Source organism: Pseudomonas turukhanskensis, assembly GCF_027922365.1.
Taxonomy (GTDB): Bacteria; Pseudomonadota; Gammaproteobacteria; order Pseudomonadales; family Pseudomonadaceae; genus Aquipseudomonas; species Aquipseudomonas turukhanskensis.
On sequence record NZ_BSFN01000016.1, the window covers coordinates 83,995 to 107,423 of the forward strand.

At 58.5% G+C, this 23,429-nt stretch carries 20 protein-coding genes and 1 tRNA gene; 20 read left to right on the top strand and 1 reads right to left on the bottom strand.

What is annotated here, in order from left to right; all coding sequences use genetic code 11:
• Positions 1-117: 117 nt before the first annotated feature.
• The 6 genes from dnaJ (at position 118) to PKE98_RS20830 (ending at position 7,626) form a co-directional block, all read left to right on the top strand.
• Positions 118-1,251: a molecular chaperone DnaJ gene (dnaJ, locus tag PKE98_RS20805; protein ID WP_108098221.1), complete on the top strand. Its 1,134-nt coding sequence runs from the start codon at positions 118-120 to the stop codon at positions 1,249-1,251.
• A gap of 63 nt (positions 1,252-1,314) precedes the next feature.
• A complete protein-coding gene (gene dapB, locus PKE98_RS20810) occupies positions 1,315-2,130 on the top strand; it encodes a 4-hydroxy-tetrahydrodipicolinate reductase (RefSeq protein WP_271197308.1) in 816 nt (271 codons plus the stop codon).
• A gap of 196 nt (positions 2,131-2,326) precedes the next feature.
• Positions 2,327-3,463 carry a glutamine-hydrolyzing carbamoyl-phosphate synthase small subunit gene (carA, locus tag PKE98_RS20815; RefSeq protein WP_271197309.1) on the top strand — a complete coding sequence of 379 codons (1,137 nt, stop codon included), beginning with the start codon at positions 2,327-2,329 and terminating at the stop codon, positions 3,461-3,463.
• 35 nt (positions 3,464-3,498) lie between these two features.
• A complete protein-coding gene (gene carB / locus PKE98_RS20820) occupies positions 3,499-6,720 on the top strand; it encodes a carbamoyl-phosphate synthase large subunit (RefSeq protein ID WP_271197310.1) in 3,222 nt (1,073 codons plus the stop codon).
• The gene (gene greA, locus PKE98_RS20825; RefSeq protein ID WP_271197311.1) at positions 6,717-7,193 is read left to right on the top strand and encodes a transcription elongation factor GreA; all 477 of its coding nucleotides are present in this window, start codon (positions 6,717-6,719) and stop codon (positions 7,191-7,193) included. The genes carB and greA overlap by 4 nt, the downstream gene beginning before the upstream one ends.
• 85 nt (positions 7,194-7,278) lie before the next feature.
• The gene (locus PKE98_RS20830; RefSeq protein WP_309298766.1) at positions 7,279-7,626 is read left to right on the top strand and encodes an MFS transporter; all 348 of its coding nucleotides are present in this window, start codon (positions 7,279-7,281) and stop codon (positions 7,624-7,626) included.
• 14 nt (positions 7,627-7,640) lie between these two features.
• Here the strand turns inward: PKE98_RS20830 and yhbY are convergent, their stop codons facing one another.
• Positions 7,641-7,949 carry a ribosome assembly RNA-binding protein YhbY gene (gene yhbY / locus PKE98_RS20835; RefSeq protein WP_271197312.1) on the bottom strand — a complete coding sequence of 103 codons (309 nt, stop codon included), beginning with the start codon at positions 7,947-7,949 and terminating at the stop codon, positions 7,641-7,643.
• A 104-nt stretch (positions 7,950-8,053) separates the two neighbouring features.
• Between yhbY and rlmE the strand changes: the two genes are divergently transcribed.
• The 14 genes from rlmE (at position 8,054) to pnp (ending at position 23,334) form a co-directional block, all read left to right on the top strand.
• Positions 8,054-8,683, top strand: coding sequence for a 23S rRNA (uridine(2552)-2'-O)-methyltransferase RlmE (gene rlmE / locus PKE98_RS20840; RefSeq protein ID WP_271197313.1), 630 nt, complete (start codon positions 8,054-8,056; stop codon positions 8,681-8,683).
• Positions 8,684-8,887: 204 nt separating this feature from the next.
• Complete coding sequence (gene ftsH, locus PKE98_RS20845; protein ID WP_271197334.1) at positions 8,888-10,801, top strand: ATP-dependent zinc metalloprotease FtsH; 1,914 nt, start codon at positions 8,888-8,890, stop codon at positions 10,799-10,801.
• 8 nt (positions 10,802-10,809) lie between these two features.
• Complete coding sequence (gene folP, locus PKE98_RS20850) at positions 10,810-11,661, top strand: dihydropteroate synthase (protein ID WP_271197314.1); 852 nt, start codon at positions 10,810-10,812, stop codon at positions 11,659-11,661.
• Positions 11,662-11,677: 16 nt separating this feature from the next.
• Positions 11,678-13,015 carry a phosphoglucosamine mutase gene (glmM, locus tag PKE98_RS20855; RefSeq protein WP_271197335.1) on the top strand — a complete coding sequence of 446 codons (1,338 nt, stop codon included), beginning with the start codon at positions 11,678-11,680 and terminating at the stop codon, positions 13,013-13,015.
• Between the two features lie 65 nt (positions 13,016-13,080).
• A complete protein-coding gene (tpiA, locus tag PKE98_RS20860) occupies positions 13,081-13,836 on the top strand; it encodes a triose-phosphate isomerase (RefSeq protein ID WP_271197315.1) in 756 nt (251 codons plus the stop codon).
• A 3-nt stretch (positions 13,837-13,839) separates the two neighbouring features.
• Entirely contained in the window at positions 13,840-14,223 is a 384-nt protein-coding gene (gene secG / locus PKE98_RS20865; protein WP_271197317.1) for a preprotein translocase subunit SecG, read from the top strand.
• Positions 14,224-14,234: 11 nt separating this feature from the next.
• A tRNA-Leu gene (locus PKE98_RS20870) sits at positions 14,235-14,320 on the top strand.
• Positions 14,321-14,644: 324 nt separating this feature from the next.
• Complete coding sequence (rimP, locus tag PKE98_RS20875; protein ID WP_271197318.1) at positions 14,645-15,103, top strand: ribosome maturation factor RimP; 459 nt, start codon at positions 14,645-14,647, stop codon at positions 15,101-15,103.
• A 47-nt stretch (positions 15,104-15,150) separates the two neighbouring features.
• Positions 15,151-16,632: a transcription termination factor NusA gene (gene nusA, locus PKE98_RS20880; RefSeq protein ID WP_271197319.1), complete on the top strand. Its 1,482-nt coding sequence runs from the start codon at positions 15,151-15,153 to the stop codon at positions 16,630-16,632.
• Positions 16,633-16,657: 25 nt separating this feature from the next.
• Positions 16,658-19,171 (top strand): translation initiation factor IF-2, encoded by a 2,514-nt coding sequence (gene infB, locus PKE98_RS20885; RefSeq protein WP_271197320.1) that lies wholly within the window; start codon positions 16,658-16,660, stop codon positions 19,169-19,171.
• Between the two features lie 108 nt (positions 19,172-19,279).
• Entirely contained in the window at positions 19,280-19,684 is a 405-nt protein-coding gene (gene rbfA, locus PKE98_RS20890) for a 30S ribosome-binding factor RbfA (protein WP_271197321.1), read from the top strand.
• Between the two features lie 3 nt (positions 19,685-19,687).
• A complete protein-coding gene (gene truB, locus PKE98_RS20895) occupies positions 19,688-20,605 on the top strand; it encodes a tRNA pseudouridine(55) synthase TruB (RefSeq protein ID WP_271197322.1) in 918 nt (305 codons plus the stop codon).
• A 143-nt stretch (positions 20,606-20,748) separates the two neighbouring features.
• Complete coding sequence (gene rpsO, locus PKE98_RS20900) at positions 20,749-21,018, top strand: 30S ribosomal protein S15 (protein WP_010447232.1); 270 nt, start codon at positions 20,749-20,751, stop codon at positions 21,016-21,018.
• A gap of 213 nt (positions 21,019-21,231) precedes the next feature.
• Positions 21,232-23,334 carry a polyribonucleotide nucleotidyltransferase gene (gene pnp, locus PKE98_RS20905; RefSeq protein WP_271197323.1) on the top strand — a complete coding sequence of 701 codons (2,103 nt, stop codon included), beginning with the start codon at positions 21,232-21,234 and terminating at the stop codon, positions 23,332-23,334.
• Positions 23,335-23,429: the final 95 nt, after the last annotated feature.

Genomic DNA, 23,429 nt, shown 5'->3' on the forward strand with positions numbered 1-23,429 from the left:
ATTTGCTTGCTCCCCAACCCGGCCAGCCATTGCGCTGGCCGGGTGTTATCCGCCACGCGGGAGCTTGCTCCCGCGTTGGCGTGTCTGGGGAAGCCGATTTAAGAGTGTTGAAGAATTATGGCTAAGCGTGACTTTTACGAAGTGCTGGGTGTTGAGCGTGGTGCCAGCGAAGCGGAACTGAAGAAGGCTTATCGCCGCCTGGCAATGAAGCACCACCCGGACCGCAATCCTGGCGACAAAGAGGCCGAGGAACGCTTCAAGGAGGCCAACGAGGCCTATGAAGTGCTTTCCGATGCCAACAAGCGCGCAGCCTTTGACCAGTACGGTCATGCCGGCGTCGACCCGAGCATGGGTGGCGGTGGTGCAGGCGGTGCCGGTTTTGGCGGCGCGAACTTCTCCGATATTTTCGGCGACGTGTTCAGCGATTTCTTCGGTGGTGCTCGTGGCGGCTCCCGCGGCGGCGCGCAGCGCGGCAGCGACTTGCGTTACACCCTGGAGCTGGATCTGGAAGAGGCTGTGCGCGGCACGACCGTCACCATCCGCGTGCCGACGTTGGTCAATTGCAAAACTTGCGATGGCTCTGGCGCGAAGAAGGGCACCAGCCCGGTTACCTGTACGACCTGTGGCGGTATCGGCCAGGTGCGTATGCAGCAGGGCTTCTTTTCGGTGCAGCAAACCTGCCCGCGTTGCCACGGCAACGGCAAGATGATTGCCGACCCGTGCGGCACCTGCCACGGCCATGGTCGTGTCGAAGAACACAAAACCCTGTCGGTAAAAGTGCCGCCAGGCGTGGACACCGGCGATCGTATTCGTCTCTCCGGTGAAGGCGAGGCGGGCGCCATGGGCGGCCCGGCTGGCGACCTGTACGTGGTGGTGAATGTGCGTGAGCACTCGATCTTCCAGCGTGACGGCAAACATCTGTACTGCGACGTGCCAATCAGCTTTGCTGACGCGGCGTTGGGCGGTGAGCTGGAAGTGCCAACCCTGGATGGTCGTGTGAAGCTGAAAATTCCGGAAGGCACACAAACCGGCAAGCTGTTCCGTCTGCGTGGCAAGGGCGTGGCCCCGGTGCGTGGCGGCGGTGCGGGCGATCTTATGTGCCGGGTGGCGGTGGAAACGCCGGTCAATCTGGACAAGCGTCAGCGTGAGTTGCTGGAAGAGTTCCGCAAATCGCTGGCTACCGATGACAGCCACTCGCCTAAAGCCAGTGGTTGGTTCGAGGGCGTGAAGCGTTTCTTCGGCGACGTGTAAATCGGTTGAGCGGAGCGCCCTGGGCGCTTCGCCAGCTGCAAGTAATTAGCGGGAGCTGGATACATGGCAGGTATAGCGCGACGTATAGCCGTAGTGGGCGCCGCCGGACGCATGGGTAAAACACTGATTGAGGCGATTGAACTGGCCGATGGCGCCAAGCTGACTGCCGCGATCGATCGTCCAGACAGCAGCCTGATTGGTGCGGATGTGGGCGAGTTGGCGGGTATGGGCAAGCTGGGCATCACCTTGGCGGGTAATCTCGATGATGTGCTGGATCAGTTCGATGTGCTGATCGATTTTACCCATCCCACCGTCACCCTGAAAAACCTGGAAGTTTGTCGCAAGGCTGGCAAATCCATGGTGATCGGCACCACCGGTTTTAGCGTCGAGGAAAAACAGCTGCTGGCGGATGCGGGCAAAGACATCTCGATCGTGTTTGCGGCCAACTTCAGCGTCGGCGTCAATCTGTGTCTGAAGCTGCTGGATACCGCGGCGCGGGTTCTGGGCGATGACGTTGATATCGAGATTCTCGAAGCGCATCACCGTCATAAGGTTGATGCGCCGTCAGGTACGGCTGTGCGCATGGGCGAAGTAGTGGCCAAGGCGCTGGGGCGTGATCTGCAGAAGGTGGCGGTGTACGGTCGCGAAGGCCAGACCGGTGCGCGTGATCGCGAAACCATCGGCTTTGCGACCGTGCGCGCAGGCGATGTGGTCGGCGACCATACCGTATTGTTTGCCGCGGACGGCGAGCGGGTCGAAATCACCCACAAAGCCTCTAGCCGTATGACGTTCGCACGCGGTGCCGTGCGCTCTGCATTGTGGCTGGATGGCAAGTCTGCCGGGCTCTACGACATGCAGGATGTGCTTGATCTGCACTGAGACGACTAAACGGTTGTCATCCTGGGTAGACCAAAAATGCCTTTTTCTGTAAGCTACAGCTTTAGTGTGTCCACTAAAAGCGCGCAGTTAACTTGAAAAAGTGATTCTAAAAAAAGCGGGGTGACGTGTCTAAACGTCATCCCGCTTTTTTACAACCTGCGTATGCCCTGTCAGGCTTGATTTACGGGAGGTCTTCTTGACTAAGCCAGCCATACTCGCCCTTGCTGATGGCAGCATTTTTCGCGGCGAAGCCATCGGAATCGACGGTCAAACCGTCGGAGAGGTGGTGTTCAATACTGCTATGACCGGCTATCAGGAAATCCTTACCGATCCTTCCTATGCCCAACAAATCGTTACCCTGACTTATCCACATATCGGCAACACCGGCACCACGCCGGAAGATGCCGAGTCCAACCGTGTCTGGTCCGCCGGCTTGGTGATTCGTGATCTGCCTCTGGTAGCCAGCAACTGGCGTAACACGCTGTCGCTGTCGGATTACCTGAAAGCCAACAGCGTCGTTGCCATCGCCGGTATCGACACCCGCCGCCTGACCCGCATCCTGCGTGAGAAAGGCGCCCAGAATGGCTGCATTCTGGCGGGCGACAACATCTCCGACGAGCAAGCCTTGGCAGCCGCTCGCGGCTTCCCCGGCCTTAAAGGCATGGACCTGGCCAAAGTCGTCAGCTCCACCGAGCGCTACGAATGGCGCTCCAGTGTCTGGAACCTGAAAACCGACAGCCACCCAGAGATCGCCGCCAGCGAACTGCCGCACCACGTGGTTGCGTTCGACTACGGCGTAAAGCTAAACATCCTGCGCATGCTGGTCGAGCGCGGCTGCCGCGTCACCGTGGTGCCGGCGCAAACGCCTGCAAGCGAAGTGCTGGCGTTGCAACCCGACGGCGTGTTTTTGTCCAACGGCCCGGGCGACCCTGAGCCGTGCGACTACGCCATTCAGGCCATCAAAGACGTGTTGGAAACCGAGATTCCGGTATTCGGCATTTGCCTCGGCCACCAACTGCTGGCCCTGGCCTCCGGCGCCAAGACCGTCAAAATGGGTCACGGCCACCACGGTGCCAACCACCCGGTGCAAGACCTCGATACCGGCGTGGTGATGATCACCAGCCAGAACCACGGCTTTGCTGTGGACGAGGCGACTTTGCCAGCCAACCTGCGCGCTACTCACAAGTCGCTGTTCGACGGCACTCTGCAAGGCATCGAGCGTACCGACAAAGTGGCCTTCAGCTTCCAGGGCCATCCCGAGGCGAGCCCAGGTCCGCTGGACGTTGCCCCGTTGTTCGACCGATTCATCGAAGCCATGGCCGCGCGCCGTTAAGCCTGCCGACTGACCAAAGGATTCGAGAGTAGAAAATGCCAAAACGTACAGACATCAAAAGTATCCTCATCCTCGGCGCCGGCCCCATCGTCATCGGCCAGGCCTGCGAGTTCGACTACTCTGGCGCCCAGGCCTGCAAAGCCCTGCGCGAAGAGGGTTACCGGGTAATCCTGGTGAACTCCAACCCGGCCACCATCATGACCGACCCGGCCATGGCGGATGCCACGTATATCGAGCCGATCAAATGGCAGACCGTTGCCAAGATCATCGAGAAAGAACGCCCCGACGCACTGTTGCCAACCATGGGCGGCCAGACTGCTCTGAACTGCGCGTTGGACCTGGAACGCCATGGCGTTCTGGAAAAGTTCGGCGTGGAAATGATCGGTGCCAATGCCGACACCATCGACAAGGCTGAAGATCGCTCGCGTTTCGACAAGGCGATGAAAGACATCGGCTTGGCGTGCCCGCGTTCCGGTATTGCCCACAGCATGGAAGAAGCCAACGCAGTGCTCGAGAAGCTTGGCTTCCCGTGCATCATCCGTCCGTCCTTCACCATGGGCGGCACCGGTGGCGGTATCGCGTACAACCGTGAAGAGTTCGAAGAAATCTGCGCCCGTGGTCTGGACCTGTCGCCGACCAAAGAGCTGCTGATCGACGAATCGCTGATTGGCTGGAAAGAGTACGAGATGGAAGTGGTCCGCGACAAAAAGGACAACTGCATCATCGTCTGCTCCATCGAGAACTTCGACCCGATGGGCGTGCACACCGGCGACTCCATCACCGTGGCACCGGCTCAGACCCTGACCGACAAGGAATACCAGATTCTGCGCAACGCCTCCCTGGCGGTGCTGCGCGAAATCGGCGTGGAAACCGGCGGCTCGAACGTACAGTTCGGTATCTGCCCGGAAACCGGCCGTATGGTCGTGATCGAGATGAACCCGCGGGTTTCTCGCTCCTCCGCTCTGGCGTCCAAAGCTACCGGCTTCCCGATTGCCAAGGTCGCCGCCAAGTTGGCGGTGGGTTACACCCTCGATGAGCTGCAGAATGACATTACCGGCGGCAAGACCCCGGCATCGTTCGAACCGGCCATCGACTACGTCGTTACCAAGATTCCACGTTTTGCTTTCGAAAAATTCCCCAAAGCTGACGCGCGTCTGACTACTCAGATGAAGTCGGTGGGTGAAGTCATGGCCATCGGCCGCACCTTCCAGGAGTCCCTGCAGAAAGCCCTGCGCGGCCTGGAAGTGGGCGTAAACGGTTTTGATCCGAAGCTCGACCTGACCAACCCCGAGTCCAAGGGGGTTCTCAAGCGCGAGCTGACCGTGCCAGGCGCCGAGCGTATCTGGTACGTAGCCGACGCGTTCCGTGCCGGCATGAGCTGCGACGATATCTATGCGCTGACCATGATTGACCACTGGTTCCTGGTGCAGATCGAAGACCTGATCAAGGACGAAGAGCGCATCAAGACCCTGGGGCTGTCGTCCATCGACCGCGATGTGATGTACAAGCTCAAGCGCAAAGGTTTCTCTGATGCGCGTTTGGCCAAGTTGCTGGGCGTGACCGAGAAGAACCTGCGTAGCCACCGTCACAAGCTCAAAGTGCTGCCGGTGTACAAGCGCGTCGACACCTGCGCCGCCGAGTTCGCCACCGACACCGCTTACATGTACTCCACCTATGAGGAAGAGTGCGAAGCGAACCCGTCGACCCGCGACAAGATCATGATTCTGGGCGGTGGCCCGAACCGTATCGGTCAGGGTATCGAGTTCGACTACTGCTGCGTACACGCAGCGTTAGCGATGCGTGACGATGGTTATGAAACCATCATGGTCAACTGCAACCCGGAAACCGTTTCCACCGACTACGACACCTCGGACCGCCTGTACTTTGAGTCGGTAACCTTGGAAGACGTGCTGGAAATCGTCCGCGTCGAGCAGCCGAAGGGCGTGATCGTTCAGTACGGCGGCCAGACTCCGCTGAAATTGGCTCGTGCTCTGGAAGAAGCTGGCGTACCTATCATCGGTACTTCGCCGGACGCCATCGACCGCGCCGAAGACCGTGAGCGCTTCCAGCAGATGGTTGAGCGTTTGAACCTGCGTCAGCCGCCAAACGCCACTGTGCGCAGTGAAGACGAAGCCATTCGCGCCGCCAACAAGATTGGTTACCCGCTGGTGGTGCGTCCGTCCTACGTATTGGGCGGCCGGGCGATGGAAATCGTCTACGAAGAAGAAGAACTCAAGCGTTACCTGCGTGAAGCCGTGCAAGTGTCCAACGACAGCCCGGTGTTGCTTGACCACTTCCTCAACTGCGCCATCGAAGTCGATATCGACGCGGTGTGCGACGGCGAGACCGTGGTAATCGGCGCGATCATGCAGCACATCGAACAAGCGGGCGTGCACTCCGGTGACTCCGCGTGCTCGCTGCCGCCTTACTCGCTGCCAGCGCACATCCAGAACGAGATCCGTGAACAGGTCAAGAAAATGGCCCTGGAGCTCGGTGTGGTCGGCCTGATGAACGTGCAGATGGCCGTGCAGGGTGAGGACATCTTCGTGATCGAAGTAAACCCGCGAGCCTCGCGTACCGTGCCGTTCGTGTCCAAGTGCATCGGTGTTTCTCTGGCCATGATCGCGGCGCGCGTGATGGCTGGCAAAACTCTGAAAGAAGTCGGTCTGACCGAAGAGATCATCCCGAACTTCTACAGCGTGAAAGAAGCCGTGTTCCCGTTCGCCAAGTTCCCAGGCGTTGATCCGATCCTCGGCCCGGAAATGAAGTCGACCGGTGAAGTGATGGGCGTGGGCGATACCTTCGGTGAGGCGTTCGCCAAAGCCCAGATGGGCGCCAGCGAAATTCTGCCAACCGGCGGCACTGCCTTTATCAGCGTGCGTGACGACGACAAGCCTCTGGTAGCCGGTGTCGCTCGCGACCTGATCAGCCTGGGTTTTGATATCGTTGCTACCGCTGGCACCGCCAAGCTGATCGAAGCGGCCGGTTTGAAAGTGCGCCGCGTGAACAAGGTGACCGAGGGCCGTCCGCACGTGGTCGACATGATCAAGAACGACGAAGTTACCCTGATCATCAATACCACCGAAGGTCGTCAGTCGATTGCTGACTCTTACTCAATCCGCCGTAACGCGCTGCAGCACAAGATCTATTGCACCACCACCATTGCTGCGGGCGAGGCTATCTGCGAAGCGCTGAAATTTGGTCCCGAGAAGACCGTGCGCCGCTTGCAGGATCTGCATGCAGGATTAAAGGCATGATCAAGTACCCAATGACGGTCCAGGGCGCTCGCGCCCTGGAAGAAGAACACGCCCACCTGACCAAGGTCGTGCGTCCGAAGCTCAGCCAGGACATCGGCACGGCCCGCGAATTGGGTGATCTCAAGGAAAACGCCGAATACCACGCTGCCCGAGAGCAGCAAGGTATGGTCGAAGCGCGTATCCGGGATATCGAAGGCCGTCTGCAGAACGCGCAGGTCATTGATGTCACGGCTATCACGCCGACCGGCAAGGTGATTTTCGGAACCACGGTGGAGATCGCCAACGTCGAGACTGACGAGCGCGTGACCTACCAGATCGTTGGTGAAGACGAAGCGGACATCAAGCTCGGCAAGATTTCCGTCGGCTCGCCTATCGCTCGCGCCTTGATTGCCAAGGAAGAGGGCGATGTGGTCGCTGTGCGCACGCCCGGCGGCCTGATCGAGTACGAGATCGTCGAGGTTCGTCATATCTAAGCGAGTGCCGGTCAACGTCGGTGCCACTAGTTGGCAGCTGGCTCAGACATTCTGGGTCGGCGGCCTCTGGCTACTGCATTTTGTAATGTTGCCCGCGCTGGAACGCATTGGCCTGGCGCCGATGCTGGTCGAGGAGATTGCCAATACCCTGAGCCCGCTGCTGGTGTTGCTGGCTGTGGGCGGGGTGTTGTTGCAAACACTGATTCTGTTGCAGGCCGAGCGCTTTTCGGCGCTGTGGCAGGACATGCGCGGCAAATTGCTCGTCGCCAGTTTTCTAGTGGCGTCGGCATACGGCTTGCTCCATCACTTTGCGCCGGGCGCGCTGCGTCTGCAGCTATTCTGTTTTCTGATCTTGGCGTTGTGCGGTGCGCTGCTGGTGTTGCAGCCAGTGCCGGACGGCAGAGCAGCCAGGGCGCGCATGGCGCGCCACTGACCGAGAGAGGGCAATCAGCTGAAGCGGGTAACGTTGGACAGCTGTTTGTTGGCCTTCGGGTTCTTGCGGTAAATCAGCGCCATTTTGCCGATGACTTGCACCAATTCGCTCTTCGCCGTTTTGCAAAGCTCGTCAATCACGGCCAGGCGGCTTTCTCGCTCGGTGATTCTGAGCTGGATTTTGATCAGTTCGTGATCAGTCAGCGCGCGCTCCAATTCAGCAAGCACGCCTTCGGTCAAACCATTGTCAGCAACAATCAATACCGGTTTTAGATGGTGACCGATAGATTTGTACTGTTTCTTCTGCTCTTGAGTGAGCGGCATAATCTGACCCCTGCGTCTGATCTTGTAAAAAGCGGCGGCTAGTTTACCCGAGCGCTCTCGGAACCGCCCAGATAATCACGGCCCGTTAATTTTTGAGGTGCCCAGTGGCACGTTCCAAGACAAGTCAAGGTTGGTTGAAAGAGCATTTCGACGACCCCTACGTAAAAATGGCGCAGAAGGACGGCTACCGTTCGCGCGCGAGCTACAAATTGCTGGAAATTCAGGAAAAGGATCGAATTCTGCGCCCTGGCAATACGGTGATCGACCTTGGCGCTGCTCCAGGTGGGTGGTCGCAGGTCACCAGCCGAGTATTGGGCGACAAGGGGCGCTTGATCGCGTCCGATATCCTCGAAATGGACAGCATTCCTGACGTCACCTTTATTCAGGGCGACTTCACGGAAGAGTCTGTATTGGCGCAGATCCTTGAGGCCGTCGGCAATAACCCGGTAGACCTTGTGATTTCGGATATGGCCCCCAATATGAGTGGGGTGAAGATGGCAGATCAGGCGCGTTCGATGTACTTGTGCGAGCTGGCACTGGATCTCGCTTCCCAGGTTCTGCGGCCCGGTGGTGATTTTTTGATCAAGATCTTCCAGGGCGAAGGATTTGATGTCTATCACAAGCAGGTGCGCGCGATGTTTGAAAAAGTGCAAATGCGCAAGCCATTGTCTTCCCGCGATCGGTCCCGTGAGCAATATTTGCTGGCCCGAGGCTTTCGCGGGGCGCAAGATTGAACCCATGAAGAACGGGTTCAGTCGAACGTTATACGAATCGAGCGTTGTTTTGCCGCTTTACCACGGCAGTGCCTCATAAAGGGTTACAGACGCTTCCTGCCTAGGTTCGGAAGTTGTGTAGTAAGTTAGGCTGATCAATATCCAGCCGTAATGCGAGGTTCGTCCCGCGTGGGGCCTGCTTCAGAGGGTAGCTAATTGAACGACATGGCAAAGAACCTGATCTTGTGGCTGATCATCGCTGCCGTCCTCGTGACGGTGATGAACAACTTCTCCAGCCCGAGCGAGCCTCAGACGCTGAACTACTCGCAATTTATCGAGCAGGTCAAAGACGGTGGTGTGCAGAAAGTAACCATCGAAGGCTTCACCATCACCGGCATTGGCACAGACGGCAAGCCGTTTACCACCGTGCGCCCGATGATCGAAGACCGTGGCTTGATCGGTGATCTGATCAACAACAACGTGACCGTTGAAGGCAAAAAGCCTGAACAGCAGAGCATCTGGACGCAGTTGCTGGTCGCCAGTTTCCCAATTCTCGTCATCATTGCCGTGTTCATGTTCTTCATGCGTCAGATGCAGGGCGGGGCCGGCGGTAAAGGCGGCCCGATGAGCTTTGGCAAGAGCAAGGCGCGACTGCTTTCCGAAGATCAGGTAAAAACTACTCTGGCTGACGTTGCTGGTTGCGACGAGGCTAAAGAAGAAGTGGGCGAACTGGTCGAGTTCCTCCGCGATCCCGGCAAGTTCCAGCGTCTCGGCGGCCGTATCCCTCGCGGCGTGCTGATGGTGGGCCCACCAGGTACCGGTAAAACGTTGCTGGCCAAAGCCATTGCAGGCGAAGCTAAGGTGCCGTTCTTCACCATTTCCGGTTCGGATTTTGTGGAAATGTTCGTGGGCGTCGGCGCCAGCCGTGTTCGTGACATGTTCGAGCAGGCCAAGAAGCACGCGCCATGCATTATCTTCATCGACGAAATTGACGCCGTTGGTCGCCATCGTGGCGCTGGCATGGGTGGCGGTCACGACGAACGTGAACAGACCCTTAACCAGTTGCTGGTTGAGATGGACGGCTTTGAAATGAATGACGGCATCATCGTTATCGCCGCCACCAACCGTCCAGACGTGCTGGACCCGGCGTTGCTACGCCCTGGCCGCTTCGACCGTCAGGTCGTGGTCGGCCTGCCGGATATTCGTGGGCGTGAGCAGATTTTGAAAGTGCACATGCGCAAAGTGCCGATGGGCGACAACGTCAAGCCGGCGGTAATTGCTCGTGGTACCCCGGGCTTCTCCGGTGCTGACCTGGCCAACCTGGTCAACGAAGCATCGCTGTTCGCTGCCCGTGCCGGTAAGCGCATCGTTGAGATGAAAGAGTTCGAGCTGGCCAAGGACAAGATCATGATGGGCGCTGAGCGCAAATCGATGGTCATGTCTGAAAAAGAGAAAATGAATACCGCGTTCCATGAGGCCGGCCACGCCATTGTCGGTCGCCTGGTGCCTGAGCATGATCCGGTTTACAAGGTGTCCATCATTCCGCGCGGTCGCGCCCTGGGCGTGACCATGTTCCTGCCGGAGGAGGACCGCTACAGCTTGTCCAAGCGCGCGCTGATCAGCCAGATCTGCTCGCTGTATGGCGGCCGTATCGCTGAGGAAATGACGCTGGGCTTCGACGGTGTGACCACCGGCGCGTCCAACGACATCATGCGTGCCAGTCAGATCGCTCGGAACATGGTCACCAAGTGGGGCTTGTCCGAGAAACTGGGCCCGCTGATGTACGCCGAAGAAGATGGTGAAGTGTTCCTCGGTCGTGGTGGCGGTGGCCAGCAGAGCAGCATGTCTGCGGATACCTCCAAGCTGATCGACCAGGAAGTGCGCAGCATCATTGACGAGTGCTACGGCACCGCCAAGCGTTTGCTGGAGGAGAACCGCGACAAGCTCAACGCCATGTGCGATGCGCTGATGAAATACGAAACCATCGATGCCGATCAGATCGACGACATCATGAATGGTCGTACGCCGCGCGAGCCTCGCGACTGGCAGGACGACGGTGATTCCGGCCCCACGATCAGCAAGCAGGATCAGGCCGAAACTCCAGAGAAACCTATCGGTGGCCCGGCTGCCGAGCATTAAGGCCTGACATGTCCCTGACGCAACACCCGAACCGGCTGCCCTGTGGCAGCCGGTTTCTTGATTTAAGCCGCCCACACGTAATGGGCATCCTCAACGTTACCCCAGACTCTTTCTCTGACGGCGGGCGCTTCAGTCGTGTCGATCTGGCGTTGCAGCATGCGGCAGCCATGGTCGCCGCTGGCGCCACCTTGATCGATGTCGGCGGAGAATCCACGCGCCCGGGTGCGCGGGCAGTATCGCCGGTCGAGGAGTTGGAGCGGGTGGCGCCGGTGGTCGAGGCCATCGCCCGTGAACTGGATGTGATTATTTCGGTGGATACGTCTACGCCTGCGGTGATTCGTGAGTCGGCGCGTCTGGGGGCCGGCTTGATCAACGATGTCCGCTCACTGCAGCGTGATGGCGCACTTGAGGCCGTGGCTGCGACCCAGTTGCCCGTGTGCCTGATGCATATGCGTGGCGAGCCCGGCACCATGCAGAACGATCCGGTTTATGCGGATGTCGTGAGTGAAGTGCGGGATTTTCTGCTCGAGCGCATGGCCGCTTGTGCCGCAGCGGGTATTGCTGCCGAACGTGTGGTGCTTGATCCCGGGTTTGGCTTTGCCAAGACCTACGAGCACAACCTGACGTTGTTCAACCATATGCAGGTGCTGCACGCCCTCGGTCGGCCCCTCTTGGTGGGTGTGTCACGCAAGAGCATGATTGGCAAGGCGCTGGGTCGTGAAGTAAATGAGCGGCTCTACGGCAGCCTTGCCTTGGCCGCGTTGGCGGTTGCCAAAGGCGCACATATTTTGCGTGTGCATGACGTGCCGGAAACGGTCGACGTGGTGCGCATGATTGCCGCTGTGCAAGCGGCAGAATAAGAAGATCGGAGAATGTATGAGTAAAAAGTATTTCGGCACCGACGGTATTCGTGGGCGCGTAGGTGAATATCCGATCACTCCTGATTTTATGCTCAAGCTCGGTTGGGCCGCCGGCATGGCGTTCCGCAAGCAGGGCACCTGCCGCGTTTTGATCGGCAAGGACACGCGAATCTCCGGCTATATGTTCGAGTCTGCCCTTGAGGCCGGACTTTCGGCCGCCGGCGCTGACGTGATGTTGTTGGGCCCAATGCCTACGCCTGCCATCGCGTACCTGACGCGCACCTTCCACGCTGAAGCGGGCATCGTCATCAGTGCGTCGCATAATCCGCACGATGATAACGGCATCAAATTCTTCTCCGGCCAGGGCACCAAGTTGCCCGACGAGTTGGAACTGATGATCGAAGAACTGCTGGATGCGCCGATGACAGTGGTCGAGTCGGCGAAGCTGGGTAAGGTCTCGCGTATCAACGATGCCGCCGGTCGCTATATCGAATTCTGCAAAAGCAGTGTGCCGACCAGTACGGACTTTGCCGGCCTCAAGCTGGTGGTCGATTGCGCTCATGGCGCTGCCTACAAAATCGCGCCGAGCGTATTTCGCGAGTTGGGTGCTCAGGTTACGGTGCTCTCAGCTCAGCCGAACGGCCTGAACATCAACGATGACTGCGGCTCCACCCATATGGGTGCGCTACAGGCTGCGGTGGTCGCGCATGAGGCGGATCTGGGCATCGGTTTTGACGGTGACGCCGACCGCGTACTGATGGTCGATCACACGGGCGCTCTGGTTGATGGTGACGAGTTGCTCTATATCATCGCCCGGGACTTGCAAGAGCAAGGCAAGCTGCAGGGAGGTGTCGTCGGTACCTTGATGAGCAATCTGGGGCTTGAGCTGGCCCTGGCCGAGTTGAAAATTCCTTTCGTGCGCGCCAATGTGGGCGATCGCTATGTCATCAGTGAGTTGCTGGAGCGTAACTGGCAGATTGGCGGGGAAAATTCGGGGCATATTGTCTGCTTCCAGCACACGACGACGGGTGATGCGATTATCGCTGCGTTGCAAGTGCTTTTGGCCCTGAAGCGCTGGGGCAAGAGTCTGGCGGCGGCGCGTCAGGGGCTGCGCAAGTGTCCTCAGGTGCTGGTGAACGTGCGTTTTGCTGGCGGCGTCGACCCGGTTTCCCATCCTGCCGTCACCGATGCCTGTGCCCGCGTAACTGAGCGTATGGGTGGCCGTGGCCGCGTATTGCTGCGTAAATCCGGCACCGAACCGTTGGTTCGCGTGATGGTGGAGGGTGACGATGAAGCCCAAGTGCGTAGCTATGCTGATGAATTAGCTCGAGTAGTTACCGAAGTCTGTGCCTGATTCGGCTTGCTAATCCCTAATCTCTTGGGTAGCATCTGCGCCCACTTTGATCGACGAGGTAGAACATGCGTCGCCCCTTGGTAGCTGGTAACTGGAAGATGCACGGTACCCGCGCCAGCGTCGCTGAGTTGATCAAAGGCCTGCACGCACTGGCATTGCCAGAGGGTGTTGAGGTTGCGGTGTTTCCGCCAAGCCTTTACATCAACAACGTGCTCGCTGGTCTGGAGGGTAAGTCCATTGCGGTAGGTGCGCAGAACTGCGCAGCCGAGCCGGCGCAGGGCGCTCTGACTGGCGAAGTTGCTTCGAGCCAATTGGCTGATGCAGGTTGCACATTGGTGCTGGTTGGTCACTCCGAGCGTCGTCAGATTCTGGGTGAGAGTGACGAGCTGCTGGTGCGCAAGTTTGCTGCGGCGCAAGCCTCTGGTCTGACGCCTGTGCTGTGTATAGGGGAGACTCTAGAGCAGCGCGAAGCTGGACAGACCATCGAGGTGGTCAACCGCCAGCTGGGCAGTGTGATGGACGTGTTGGGTGTTGAAGTGTTTGCTCGTGCTGTTGTCGCGTACGAGCCGGTCTGGGCCATTGGTACCGGGCTGACCGCAACACCAGAGCAAGCGCAGGAAGTACACGCAGCAATTCGTGCACAACTGGACGCTGAAGATGCCGAAGTAGCTCGCGGTGTGAGAATTCTCTATGGCGGCAGTGTCAAGGCGGCCAATGCGGTTGAATTGTTCGGCATGCCGGATATCGATGGGGGGCTCATTGGTGGAGCTTCTCTGAATGCGGATGAGTTTGGTGCGATCTGTCGCGCCGCAGGAAACTAAGAAATGCTGGAAACTGTCGTTGTAGTTCTGCATCTGCTGGCGGCCTTGGGCGTTGTTGCGCTCGTACTGTTACAGCAGGGTAAAGGTGCCGATGCCGGTGCCTCGTTTGGTTCGGGTGCTTCGGCAACTGTTTTTGGTAGCCAAGGTTCCTCTACCTTTCTTAGTCGTTTTACTGCTATACTTGCCGCCGCTTTTTTCATTACTAGCTTGGGCTTAGGCTTCTTTGCTAAGGAAAAAGCTCACACGCTGAGCCAGGCTGGTTTGCCTGATCCGGCTGTGTTGGAAGTACCGCAGCAAAAACCGGTCGCAGATGATGTGCCGGTGCTCGAAGAGCAAAAGCCAGCGTCTAACGCTAGCGACGTACCTCAAGCTCCAGAGCAGAAGTAAGCGCGTTAATTGCCGAGGTGGTGGAATTGGTAGACACGCTACCTTGAGGTGGTAGTGGCCATAGGCTGTAGGGGTTCGAGTCCCCTTCTCGGTACCAATTAAACAGCAAAGCCCGCTTCATGCGGGCTTTGCTGTTGCTGGGGGTTGGATTGACCCTTGCGTTAGTTAGGCCGTATACTTCGGCCCCAGCTTTAACGTGGGGATCGGCCGTTTGATAGCTCGATGGGCTCATGGCATGCAGGTTGTGGTTTAACCTTCCTTCCCCTGCAATCGGTTGTAGCGGAGCCCCTTTTTAGGGGCTTTTTGTTAGCCGGTTGCTTTGTTGGCTTGGCTGTTTTGTCGTCGAATCTAGCGTTCGGCGGCGTCAAGGGATGGGCGTTTCGCCCATTTTTTATTTGTACGACATGCACGAGGGGTTCAAGTGTCGAGCAAGCTAGAAGAGTTGCAGGCCTTGCTGGCCCCGGTAGTCGAGGCCCTTGGCTATCAATGCTGGGGTATCGAGTTCCTGTCCCAGGGGCGGCATTCCCTGCTTCGCGTCTATATCGATCATGCCAATGGCATTCTTGTCGAGGACTGCGAAAAGGTCAGTCGCCAGTTGAGCGGTGTCCTGGATGTCGAAGACCCGGTAACCAGCGAGTACACCTTGGAGGTGTCATCGCCTGGCATGGACCGGCCGCTGTTCACCATTGAACAGTTCGCCGCGCACGCCGGTGAGCAAGTGAAGATCAAACTGCGTTCTCCCTTCGATGGGCGGCGTAACTTTCAGGGCCTCCTCCGCGGAGTAGAGGAACAGGACGTTGTGGTGCTGGTTGATGACCATGAATACCTGTTGCCGATCGATTCGATCGACAAGGCCAATATTGTTCCCAGTTTTGACTGAGACGCGGATCCCGCGGATCCAATGGATTGCGAAAGGCGAGGCGTACGATGAGCAAAGAAGTACTGCTGGTTGTTGAGTCGGTATCCAACGAAAAGGGCGTACCGGCCGGCGTTATTTTTGAAGCGTTGGAGTTGGCTCTGGCCACTGCGACGAAAAAACGTTTCGACGTTGAAGTTGAACTTCGCGTAGAGATCAACCGTGTCACGGGCAGCTACGATACCTATCGTTGCTGGACTGTGGTCGATGATCAATCGCTGTTCAACCTGGCATCCGAGCTGACGCTCGACGAGGCGCGCGAGATCAAGCCTGATGCCCAGCTTGGCGACACCATCGAAGAAAAGATCGAATCGATCGAATTCGGTCGTATCGCGGCGCAAACCGCCAAACAAGTAATCGTGCAGAAAGTACGCGAAGCCGAACGTGCCCAAGTGGTCGAGGCTTACCGCGAGCGTCTGGGCGAAATCATCTCCGGCACCGTGAAAAAAGTAACCCGCGACAACGTCATTGTTGACCTGGGTAACAACGCTGAAGCACTGCTGGCCCGCGAAGACATCATTTCTCGCGAGACCTTCCGTGTAGGCGCACGTCTGCGTGCCTTGCTCAAAGAAATCCGCACCGAGAACCGCGGCCCGCAGTTGATCCTGTCGCGTACCGCGCCTGAGATGCTGATCGAGCTGTTCCGTATCGAAGTGCCAGAAATCGCTGAAGAGCTGATCGAAGTGATGGCCGCTTCCCGTGATCCGGGTTCGCGCGCCAAAATTGCCGTGCGCTCCAAAGACAAACGCATTGACCCGCAAGGCGCCTGCATTGGTATGCGCGGCTCGCGTGTACAGGCGGTGTCGGGTGAGTTGGGCGGTGAGCGTGTCGATATCGTGCTGTGGGATGACAATCCTGCTCAGTTCGTGATCAACGCCATGTCACCGGCCGAAGTTGCCGCCATCATCGTTGACGAAGATGCCCATGCCATGGACATCGCGGTCGGTGAAGACAATCTGGCGCAAGCAATCGGCCGTGGCGGTCAGAACGTTCGTTTGGCCAGTCAACTGACTGGCTGGACACTGAATGTCATGACCGAAGCGGATATTCAGGCCAAGCAGCAAGCTGAAACTGGCGACATCCTGCAAAACTTCATCGACGAGCTGGAAGTCGACGAAGACATTGCTCAGGTGTTGGTGGAAGAAGGCTTCACCAGCCTGGAAGAAATCGCCTATGTCCCGATGGAAGAGATGCTCAGCATCGATGGCTTCGACGAGGAAATCGTCACCGAGCTCCGCGCTCGCGCCAAAGATCGCCTGCTGACCAAAGCCATCGCGACAGAAGAAAAGCTGGCAGACGCACACCCCGCCGACGACCTGCTCTCTCTCGAGGGTATGGACAAGGCGCTGGCGCATGAACTGGCAGTACGCGGCGTGATTAACCGCGAAGACCTGGCCGAGCAGTCGATTGACGACCTGCTCGACATCGACGGTATCGACGCAGAGCGTGCCGGCAAGTTGATCATGGCCGCCCGAGCCCATTGGTTCGAGTAAGTTCGCGGCCTGAGGAGAGAAGTGCATGACGCAAGTCACGGTCAAAGAATTGGCCCAAGTGGTCGCCACCCCAGTAGAGCGTCTGTTGTTGCAGATGCGCGAAGCGGGTCTGCCGCATACCGGTGCCGACCAAGTTGTGACCGATAGCGAGAAGCAGGCCCTGTTGGCGCATCTCAAAAGCAGTCACGGCGAGAAAGTGGAAGAGCCGCGCAAGATTACCTTGCAGCGCAAAACCACGAGCACCCTGCGTGTGGCGGGTAGCAAAACCATCAGCGTAGAAGTGCGCAAGAAGAAAACCTTCGTCAAGCGCAGCAACGAAGAAATCGAAGCTGAGCAAAAACGCGAGCAGGAAGAGCGCGCGGCGGAAGAGGCTCGCGTGCAAGCGGCCGAAGATGCCAAGCGTCAGGCCGAAAACACTGCTCGCCGCGAAGCCAACACTGCGAACGCTGCGCCGGAATCGGCTGCTGAAGCGGCGCCGGTTGCGCCAGTTGCCGAACCAGCAGTGGTCGATATCGAGCTGCCACCGGTTGTTGCACCGGTTGAAGAGCGCAAAAAAGACGATCAGCGTCGCCCGGACAAGCCGCGCAACGACGACGATCGTCGTGGCGGCGACCGCAAGGCCACTGCCCACCGTCCTTCGGTTAAAGAGAAGGAAAAGGCGCCGGCTCCACGCGTTGCCCCACGTACCACCGACGAGGAAAGCGACAGCTTCCGTCGTGGCGGGCGCGGCAAGGCCAAGCTGAAAAAACGCAATGCTCACGGTTTCCAGAGCCCGACCGGTCCGGTTGTGCGCGACGTGTCCATCGGCGAGACCATCACCGTTGGCGAGTTGTCGGCGCAGATGTCGGTCAAAGCGGCTGAAGTGATCAAGTTCATGTTCAAGATGGGCACCCCGGTGACCATCAACCAGGTACTGGATCAGGAAACTGCACAGCTGATCGCTGAAGAACTGGGCCACAACGTCAAGCTCGTTAGCGATAACGCCCTTGAAGAGCAGTTGGCCGAGTCCCTGAAGTTTGAAGGTGAGGCCATTTCCCGTGCGCCGGTTGTGACCGTAATGGGCCACGTTGACCACGGTAAAACCTCGCTGCTCGACTACATTCGTCGCGCTAAAGTGGCCGCCGGCGAAGCGGGCGGTATCACCCAGCACATCGGCGCCTACCACGTAGAAACCGAGCGCGGCATGGTGACCTTCCTCGACACCCCGGGTCACGCCGCGTTTACCGCCATGCGTGCCCGTGGTGCCAAGGCGACCGATATCGTGATTCTGGTAGTTGCAGCGGACGACGGCGTAATGCCGCAGACCGTTGAAGCTGTTCAGCACGCCAAAGCTGCCGGCGTTCCGCTGGTGGTCGCGGTGAACAAGATCGACAAGCCTGGTGCTGACCTGGAACGCATCAAGAGCGAACTGGCTGCGCACGGCGTGACCCCGGAAGAGTGGGGCGGCGACAACCCGTTCGTGAACGTGTCGGCGAAGATGGGTACTGGCGTAGACGAACTGCTTGAAGCCGTTCTGCTGCAAGCCGAAGTACTGGAGCTCAAGGCAACCCCGTCGGCCCCAGGCCGTGGTGTGGTGGTTGAGTCCCGTCTCGACAAGGGCCGTGGTCCGGTTGCTACCGTTCTGGTTCAGGACGGTACATTGCGCCAAGGCGACATGGTGCTGGTCGGTTCGAACTTCGGCCGTATCCGCGCCATGCTCGACGAGAACGGCAAGTCCATCAAGGAAGCCGGTCCATCGATTCCGGTCGAGATCCTCGGCCTGGACGGCACGCCGGATGCTGGCGATGAAATGAGCGTACTGGCTGACGAGAAGAAAGCCCGTGAAGTCGCGCTGTTCCGTCAAGGCAAGTTCCGCGAAGTGAAACTGGCCCGTGCCCACGCTGGCAAGCTGGAAAACATCTTCGAGAACATGGGCCAGGAAGAGAAGAAGACGCTCAACATCGTCCTCAAATCCGACGTCCGTGGTTCGCTGGAAGCTCTGCAGGGCGCCCTGGGCGGTCTGGGTAACGATGAAGTGCAAGTGCGTGTAGTTGGTGGCGGTGTCGGTGGTATCACCGAGTCCGACGCCAACCTGGCACTGGCCTCCAACGCTGTACTGTTCGGCTTCAACGTGCGTGCCGATGCCGGCGCGCGCAAGATCGTCGAGCAGGAAGGCCTGGATATGCGTTACTACAACGTGATCTACGACATCATCGAAGACGTCAAGAAGGCCCTCACCGGCATGCTCGGCAGTGATGTTCGCGAGAACATTCTGGGTATCGCCGAAGTGCGTGACGTGTTCCGCTCGCCGAAGTTCGGCGCCATCGCCGGTTGCATGGTGGTTGAGGGTACGGTTTACCGTAACCGTCCGATCCGTGTACTGCGTGAAGACGTGGTTATCTTCGAAGGTGAGCTGGAATCGCTGCGCCGCTTCAAAGACGACGCCTCCGAAGTTCGTGCCGGCATGGAATGCGGTATTGGCGTGAAGAGCTACAACGACGTCAAGGTCGGCGACAAGATCGAAGTGTTCGAGAAGATCCAAGTGGCTCGCAGCCTTTAAGCTCGAGCTGTTTTACGCAACGCCCGGTCCGGCTCACGCCTGGCCGGGCGTTTGCCGCTTTCAGACCGTCAGGGTTTTGCGCCGTGGCGGGAGGTAACAGGTAGTTAGATGGCCAAAGAATATAGCCGTACCCAACGTATCGGCGATCAGATGCAGCGCGAGCTGGCACAGCTGATCCGTCGTGAAGTCAAAGACCCGCGTGTTGGTCTTGTGACCGTGACTGCCGTGGATGTAAGCCGCGACGTCGGTCATGCGAAGATTTTCATCACCGTGATGGGCCAGGACACTGCCGAAGAAATCGCGCAGAACGTCAAGGCGCTGAACGACGCTGCCGGTTTCCTGCGTATGCAGCTGGCCCGTGCCATGAAGCTGCGTAGCGTGCCGCAGCTGCATTTTCATTACGACGAAAGCGTAATGCGTGGTGCACACCTGTCGGCGCTGATCGAGCGTGCAGTGGCTGAAGATGGCCAGCACGCCGATGTCGACACACCGCCTGTTGCCGATAAGGAGTAACCGGTGGCTCAGGTCAAACGCATTCGCCGTAACGTCAGTGGCATCATTCTGCTCGACAAGCCCAAGGGCTTCAGTTCCAACGCGGCGCTGCAAAAGGTGCGCTGGTTGCTGAACGCCGAGAAGGCCGGCCACACCGGCAGCCTTGATCCGCTGGCGACTGGCGTGTTGCCACTGTGTTTTGGCGAGGCCACCAAGTTTTCCCAATATCTGCTTGATGCCGACAAAGGCTACGAGACACTGATGCAGATGGGCGTCACCACCACCACGGCCGATGCCGAAGGTGAGGTGATCGAACGTCGCGAAGTGACCGTTGGTCGTGACGATATCGAGGCGGTCCTACCCCGATTCCGTGGCGAAATCAGTCAGATACCGCCGATGTACTCCGCCCTCAAGCGTGACGGTCAGCCGCTGTACAAGCTGGCCCGTGCCGGCGAAGTAGTGGAGCGCGAAGCGCGTTCTGTTACTATTGCGCGCCTGGAAATGCTGGGCTGCGAAGGTGGGCAGGCGACGTTGTCTGTGGCTTGCAGCAAAGGCACCTACATCCGGACCCTGGTGGAAGACATCGGCCAGGCGTTGGGCTGTGGGGCGCACGTCGCTGAATTGCGCCGTACCCAGGCCGGGCCCTTTGTATTGGCGCAGACGGTGACGCTCGAAGAGCTGGAACAGGTGCACGCCGACGGTGGCAACGAAGCCGTCGACCGCTTCCTGATGCCCTCCGACAGCGGCCTGGAACACTGGCCTCTGGTGCGGTTTTCGGAACACAGCGCGTTTTACTGGTTGCATGGGCAGGCTGTACGCGCCCCGGACGCGCCGAAATTCGGCATGGTCCGCGCATATGATCACAATGCTCGCTTTATCGGGATTGGCGAAGTGAGCGAAGACGGGCGCATCGCGCCGCGTCGTTTGATTCGGTCAGAATGACCGAACCATGCCGGGAAACCGGGGTGGGCGAGGGTGGCTGTTAATAGGCACGGTCACATCTCATTTTTTAATACGAGGATTTGTCCTCGGCCTATTGGAGTCGTATTCACTGGAATGCAGCTCCTTACTGAGAGGAAGCCCACATGGCACTCAGCGTTGAAGAAAAAGCTCAGATCGTTACCGACTACCAACAAGCCGTTGGTGATACTGGTTCGCCAGAAGTGCAAGTTGCACTGCTGACCGCCAACATCAACAAGCTGCAAGGTCACTTCAAAGCCAACGGTAAAGACCACCACTCCCGTCGTGGTCTGATCCGCATGGTAAACCAGCGTCGTAAGCTGCTGGACTACCTCAAAGGCAAAGACGTTACCCGCTACAGCACCTTGATCGGTCGTTTGGGCCTGCGTCGCTAATAGCGAAGCTGCTAGAGGTTGGTTGTTTGTCGTTATTGATTGGGTATGCTCTGGCAGCCCGGTGATTAACGGCAGGCAGCCAGCCTCAAGTTTTATCTGCACCATCGGTTTTGTTTGTATCACCTGGACAGTGCTCGGGTCCGAATCCCGAAGTTGCCCAAGAATTCTGCAAGAACACGATTTCCCCAAGGCAAAAAAGAAGGTAAATACACCGTGAACCCGGTAATCAAGAAATTTCAGTTCGGTCAATCGACCGTCACCCTCGAGACTGGCCGCATTGCCCGTCAGGCCTCCGGCGCAGTATTGGTCACCGTTGACGACGACGTCAGCGTATTGGTGACCGTGGTTGGCGCCAAGCAAGCCGACCCGAGCAAAGGCTTCTTCCCGCTGTCCGTTCACTACCAAGAAAAAACCTACGCTGCCGGCAAGATCCCTGGTGGCTTCTTCAAGCGTGAAGCGCGTCCTTCGGAAAAAGAGACCCTGACTTCCCGCCTGATCGACCGTCCGATCCGCCCCCTGTTTCCTGAAGGTTTCCTGAACGAAGTTCAGGTGATCTGCACCGTGGTTTCCACCAGCAAGAAAACCGATCCGGACATCGCTGCCATGATCGGTACTTCGGCTGCCCTGGCAATCTCCGGTATCCCATTCGAAGGCCCGATCGGCGCTGCCCGCGTTGCCTTCCACGAAAGCACCGGCTACCTGCTGAACCCGACTTACGAGCAACTCAAGGCCTCGAGCCTGGACATGGTCGTAGCCGGTACCAAAGACGCCGTGCTGATGGTTGAATCCGAAGCCAAAGAGCTGACCGAAGACCAGATGCTGGGCGCCGTGCTGTTCGCCCACGACGAGTTCCAATCGGTGATCAAAGCCGTTGGCGAACTGGCTGCCGAAGTCGGCAAGCCTACCTGGGCGTGGGCACCTGCTGCCAAGAACACCGCACTGCTGGACGCTATCCGTAGCGAATTCGGCGACGCGATTTCCCAGGCTTACACCATCACCATCAAGCACGAGCGTTATGGCCGTCTGGGCGAGTTGAAAGACCAGATCGTTGCCAAGTTCGCCGTTGAAGGCGGCCCGAGTGCGGGTGAAGTGAAAGACGCTTTCGGCGAGATCGAATACCGCACCGTTCGCGAAAACATCGTGAACGGCAAGCCACGTATCGACGGTCGCGACACCCGCACCGTACGCCCGCTGGCCATCGAAGTTGGCGTACTGGGTAAAACCCACGGTTCGGCCCTGTTCACCCGTGGTGAAACCCAGGCGCTGGTTGTGGCTACCCTCGGTACCGCGCGCGACGCACAACTGCTGGACACCCTCGAAGGCGAGCGTAAAGACCCCTTCATGCTGCACTACAACTTCCCTCCGTACTCGGTGGGCGAGTGTGGTCGTATGGGCGCCACTGGCCGTCGCGAAATCGGTCACGGCCGTCTCGCACGCCGTTCGGTTCAGGCCATGCTGCCTGCTGCAGACGTGTTCCCGTACACCATCCGCGTTGTGTCGGAAATCACCGAGTCCAACGGTTCGAGCTCCATGGCTTCGGTGTGCGGTGCTTCCCTGGCGCTGATGGACGCTGGTGTGCCGATGAAGGCGCCGGTTGCCGGTATCGCCATGGGCCTGGTTAAAGAAGGCGAGAAATTCGCCATCCTCACCGACATCCTCGGTGACGAAGACCACCTGGGCGACATGGACTTCAAAGTGGCTGGTACCGCCAAAGGTGTTACCGCGCTGCAGATGGACATCAAGATCAACGGCATCACCGAAGAAATCATGGAGATCGCCCTGGGCCAAGCCCTGGAAGCTCGCCTGAACATCCTCGGTCAGATGAACCAGGTGATCTCGACTTCCCGTAGCGAACTGTCGGCCAACGCTCCGACCATGATCGCCATGAAGATCGACCAGGACAAGATTCGCGACGTTATCGGCAAAGGTGGTGCAACCATCCGCGCGATCTGCGAAGAAACCAAGGCCTCGATCGACATCGAAGACGACGGCTCGATCAAGATCTTCGGCGAAACCAAGGAAGCGGCTGAGGCGGCACGTCAGCGCGTTCTGGGTATCACCGCAGAAGCGGAAATCGGCAAGATCTACGTCGGTAAGGTTGAGCGCATCGTCGACTTCGGCGCATTCGTGAACATCCTGCCGGGCAAAGACGGTCTGGTGCACATCTCGATGCTGAGCGACGCGCGCGTTGAGAAAGTCACCGACATTCTGAAAGAAGGTCAGGAAGTCGAAGTGCTGGTACTGGACGTGGACAACCGCGGCCGTATCAAACTGTCGATCAAAGACGTAGCAGCAGCTAAGGCTCAGGGCGTTTAACCCCGACTTTATCGCAGCTTGAAGAGAGGGCCCTTGCGGGCCCTCTTTTTTTGCCCGGAGAATAGGTAAATTAATGACGGCCAAGACGCACAAGG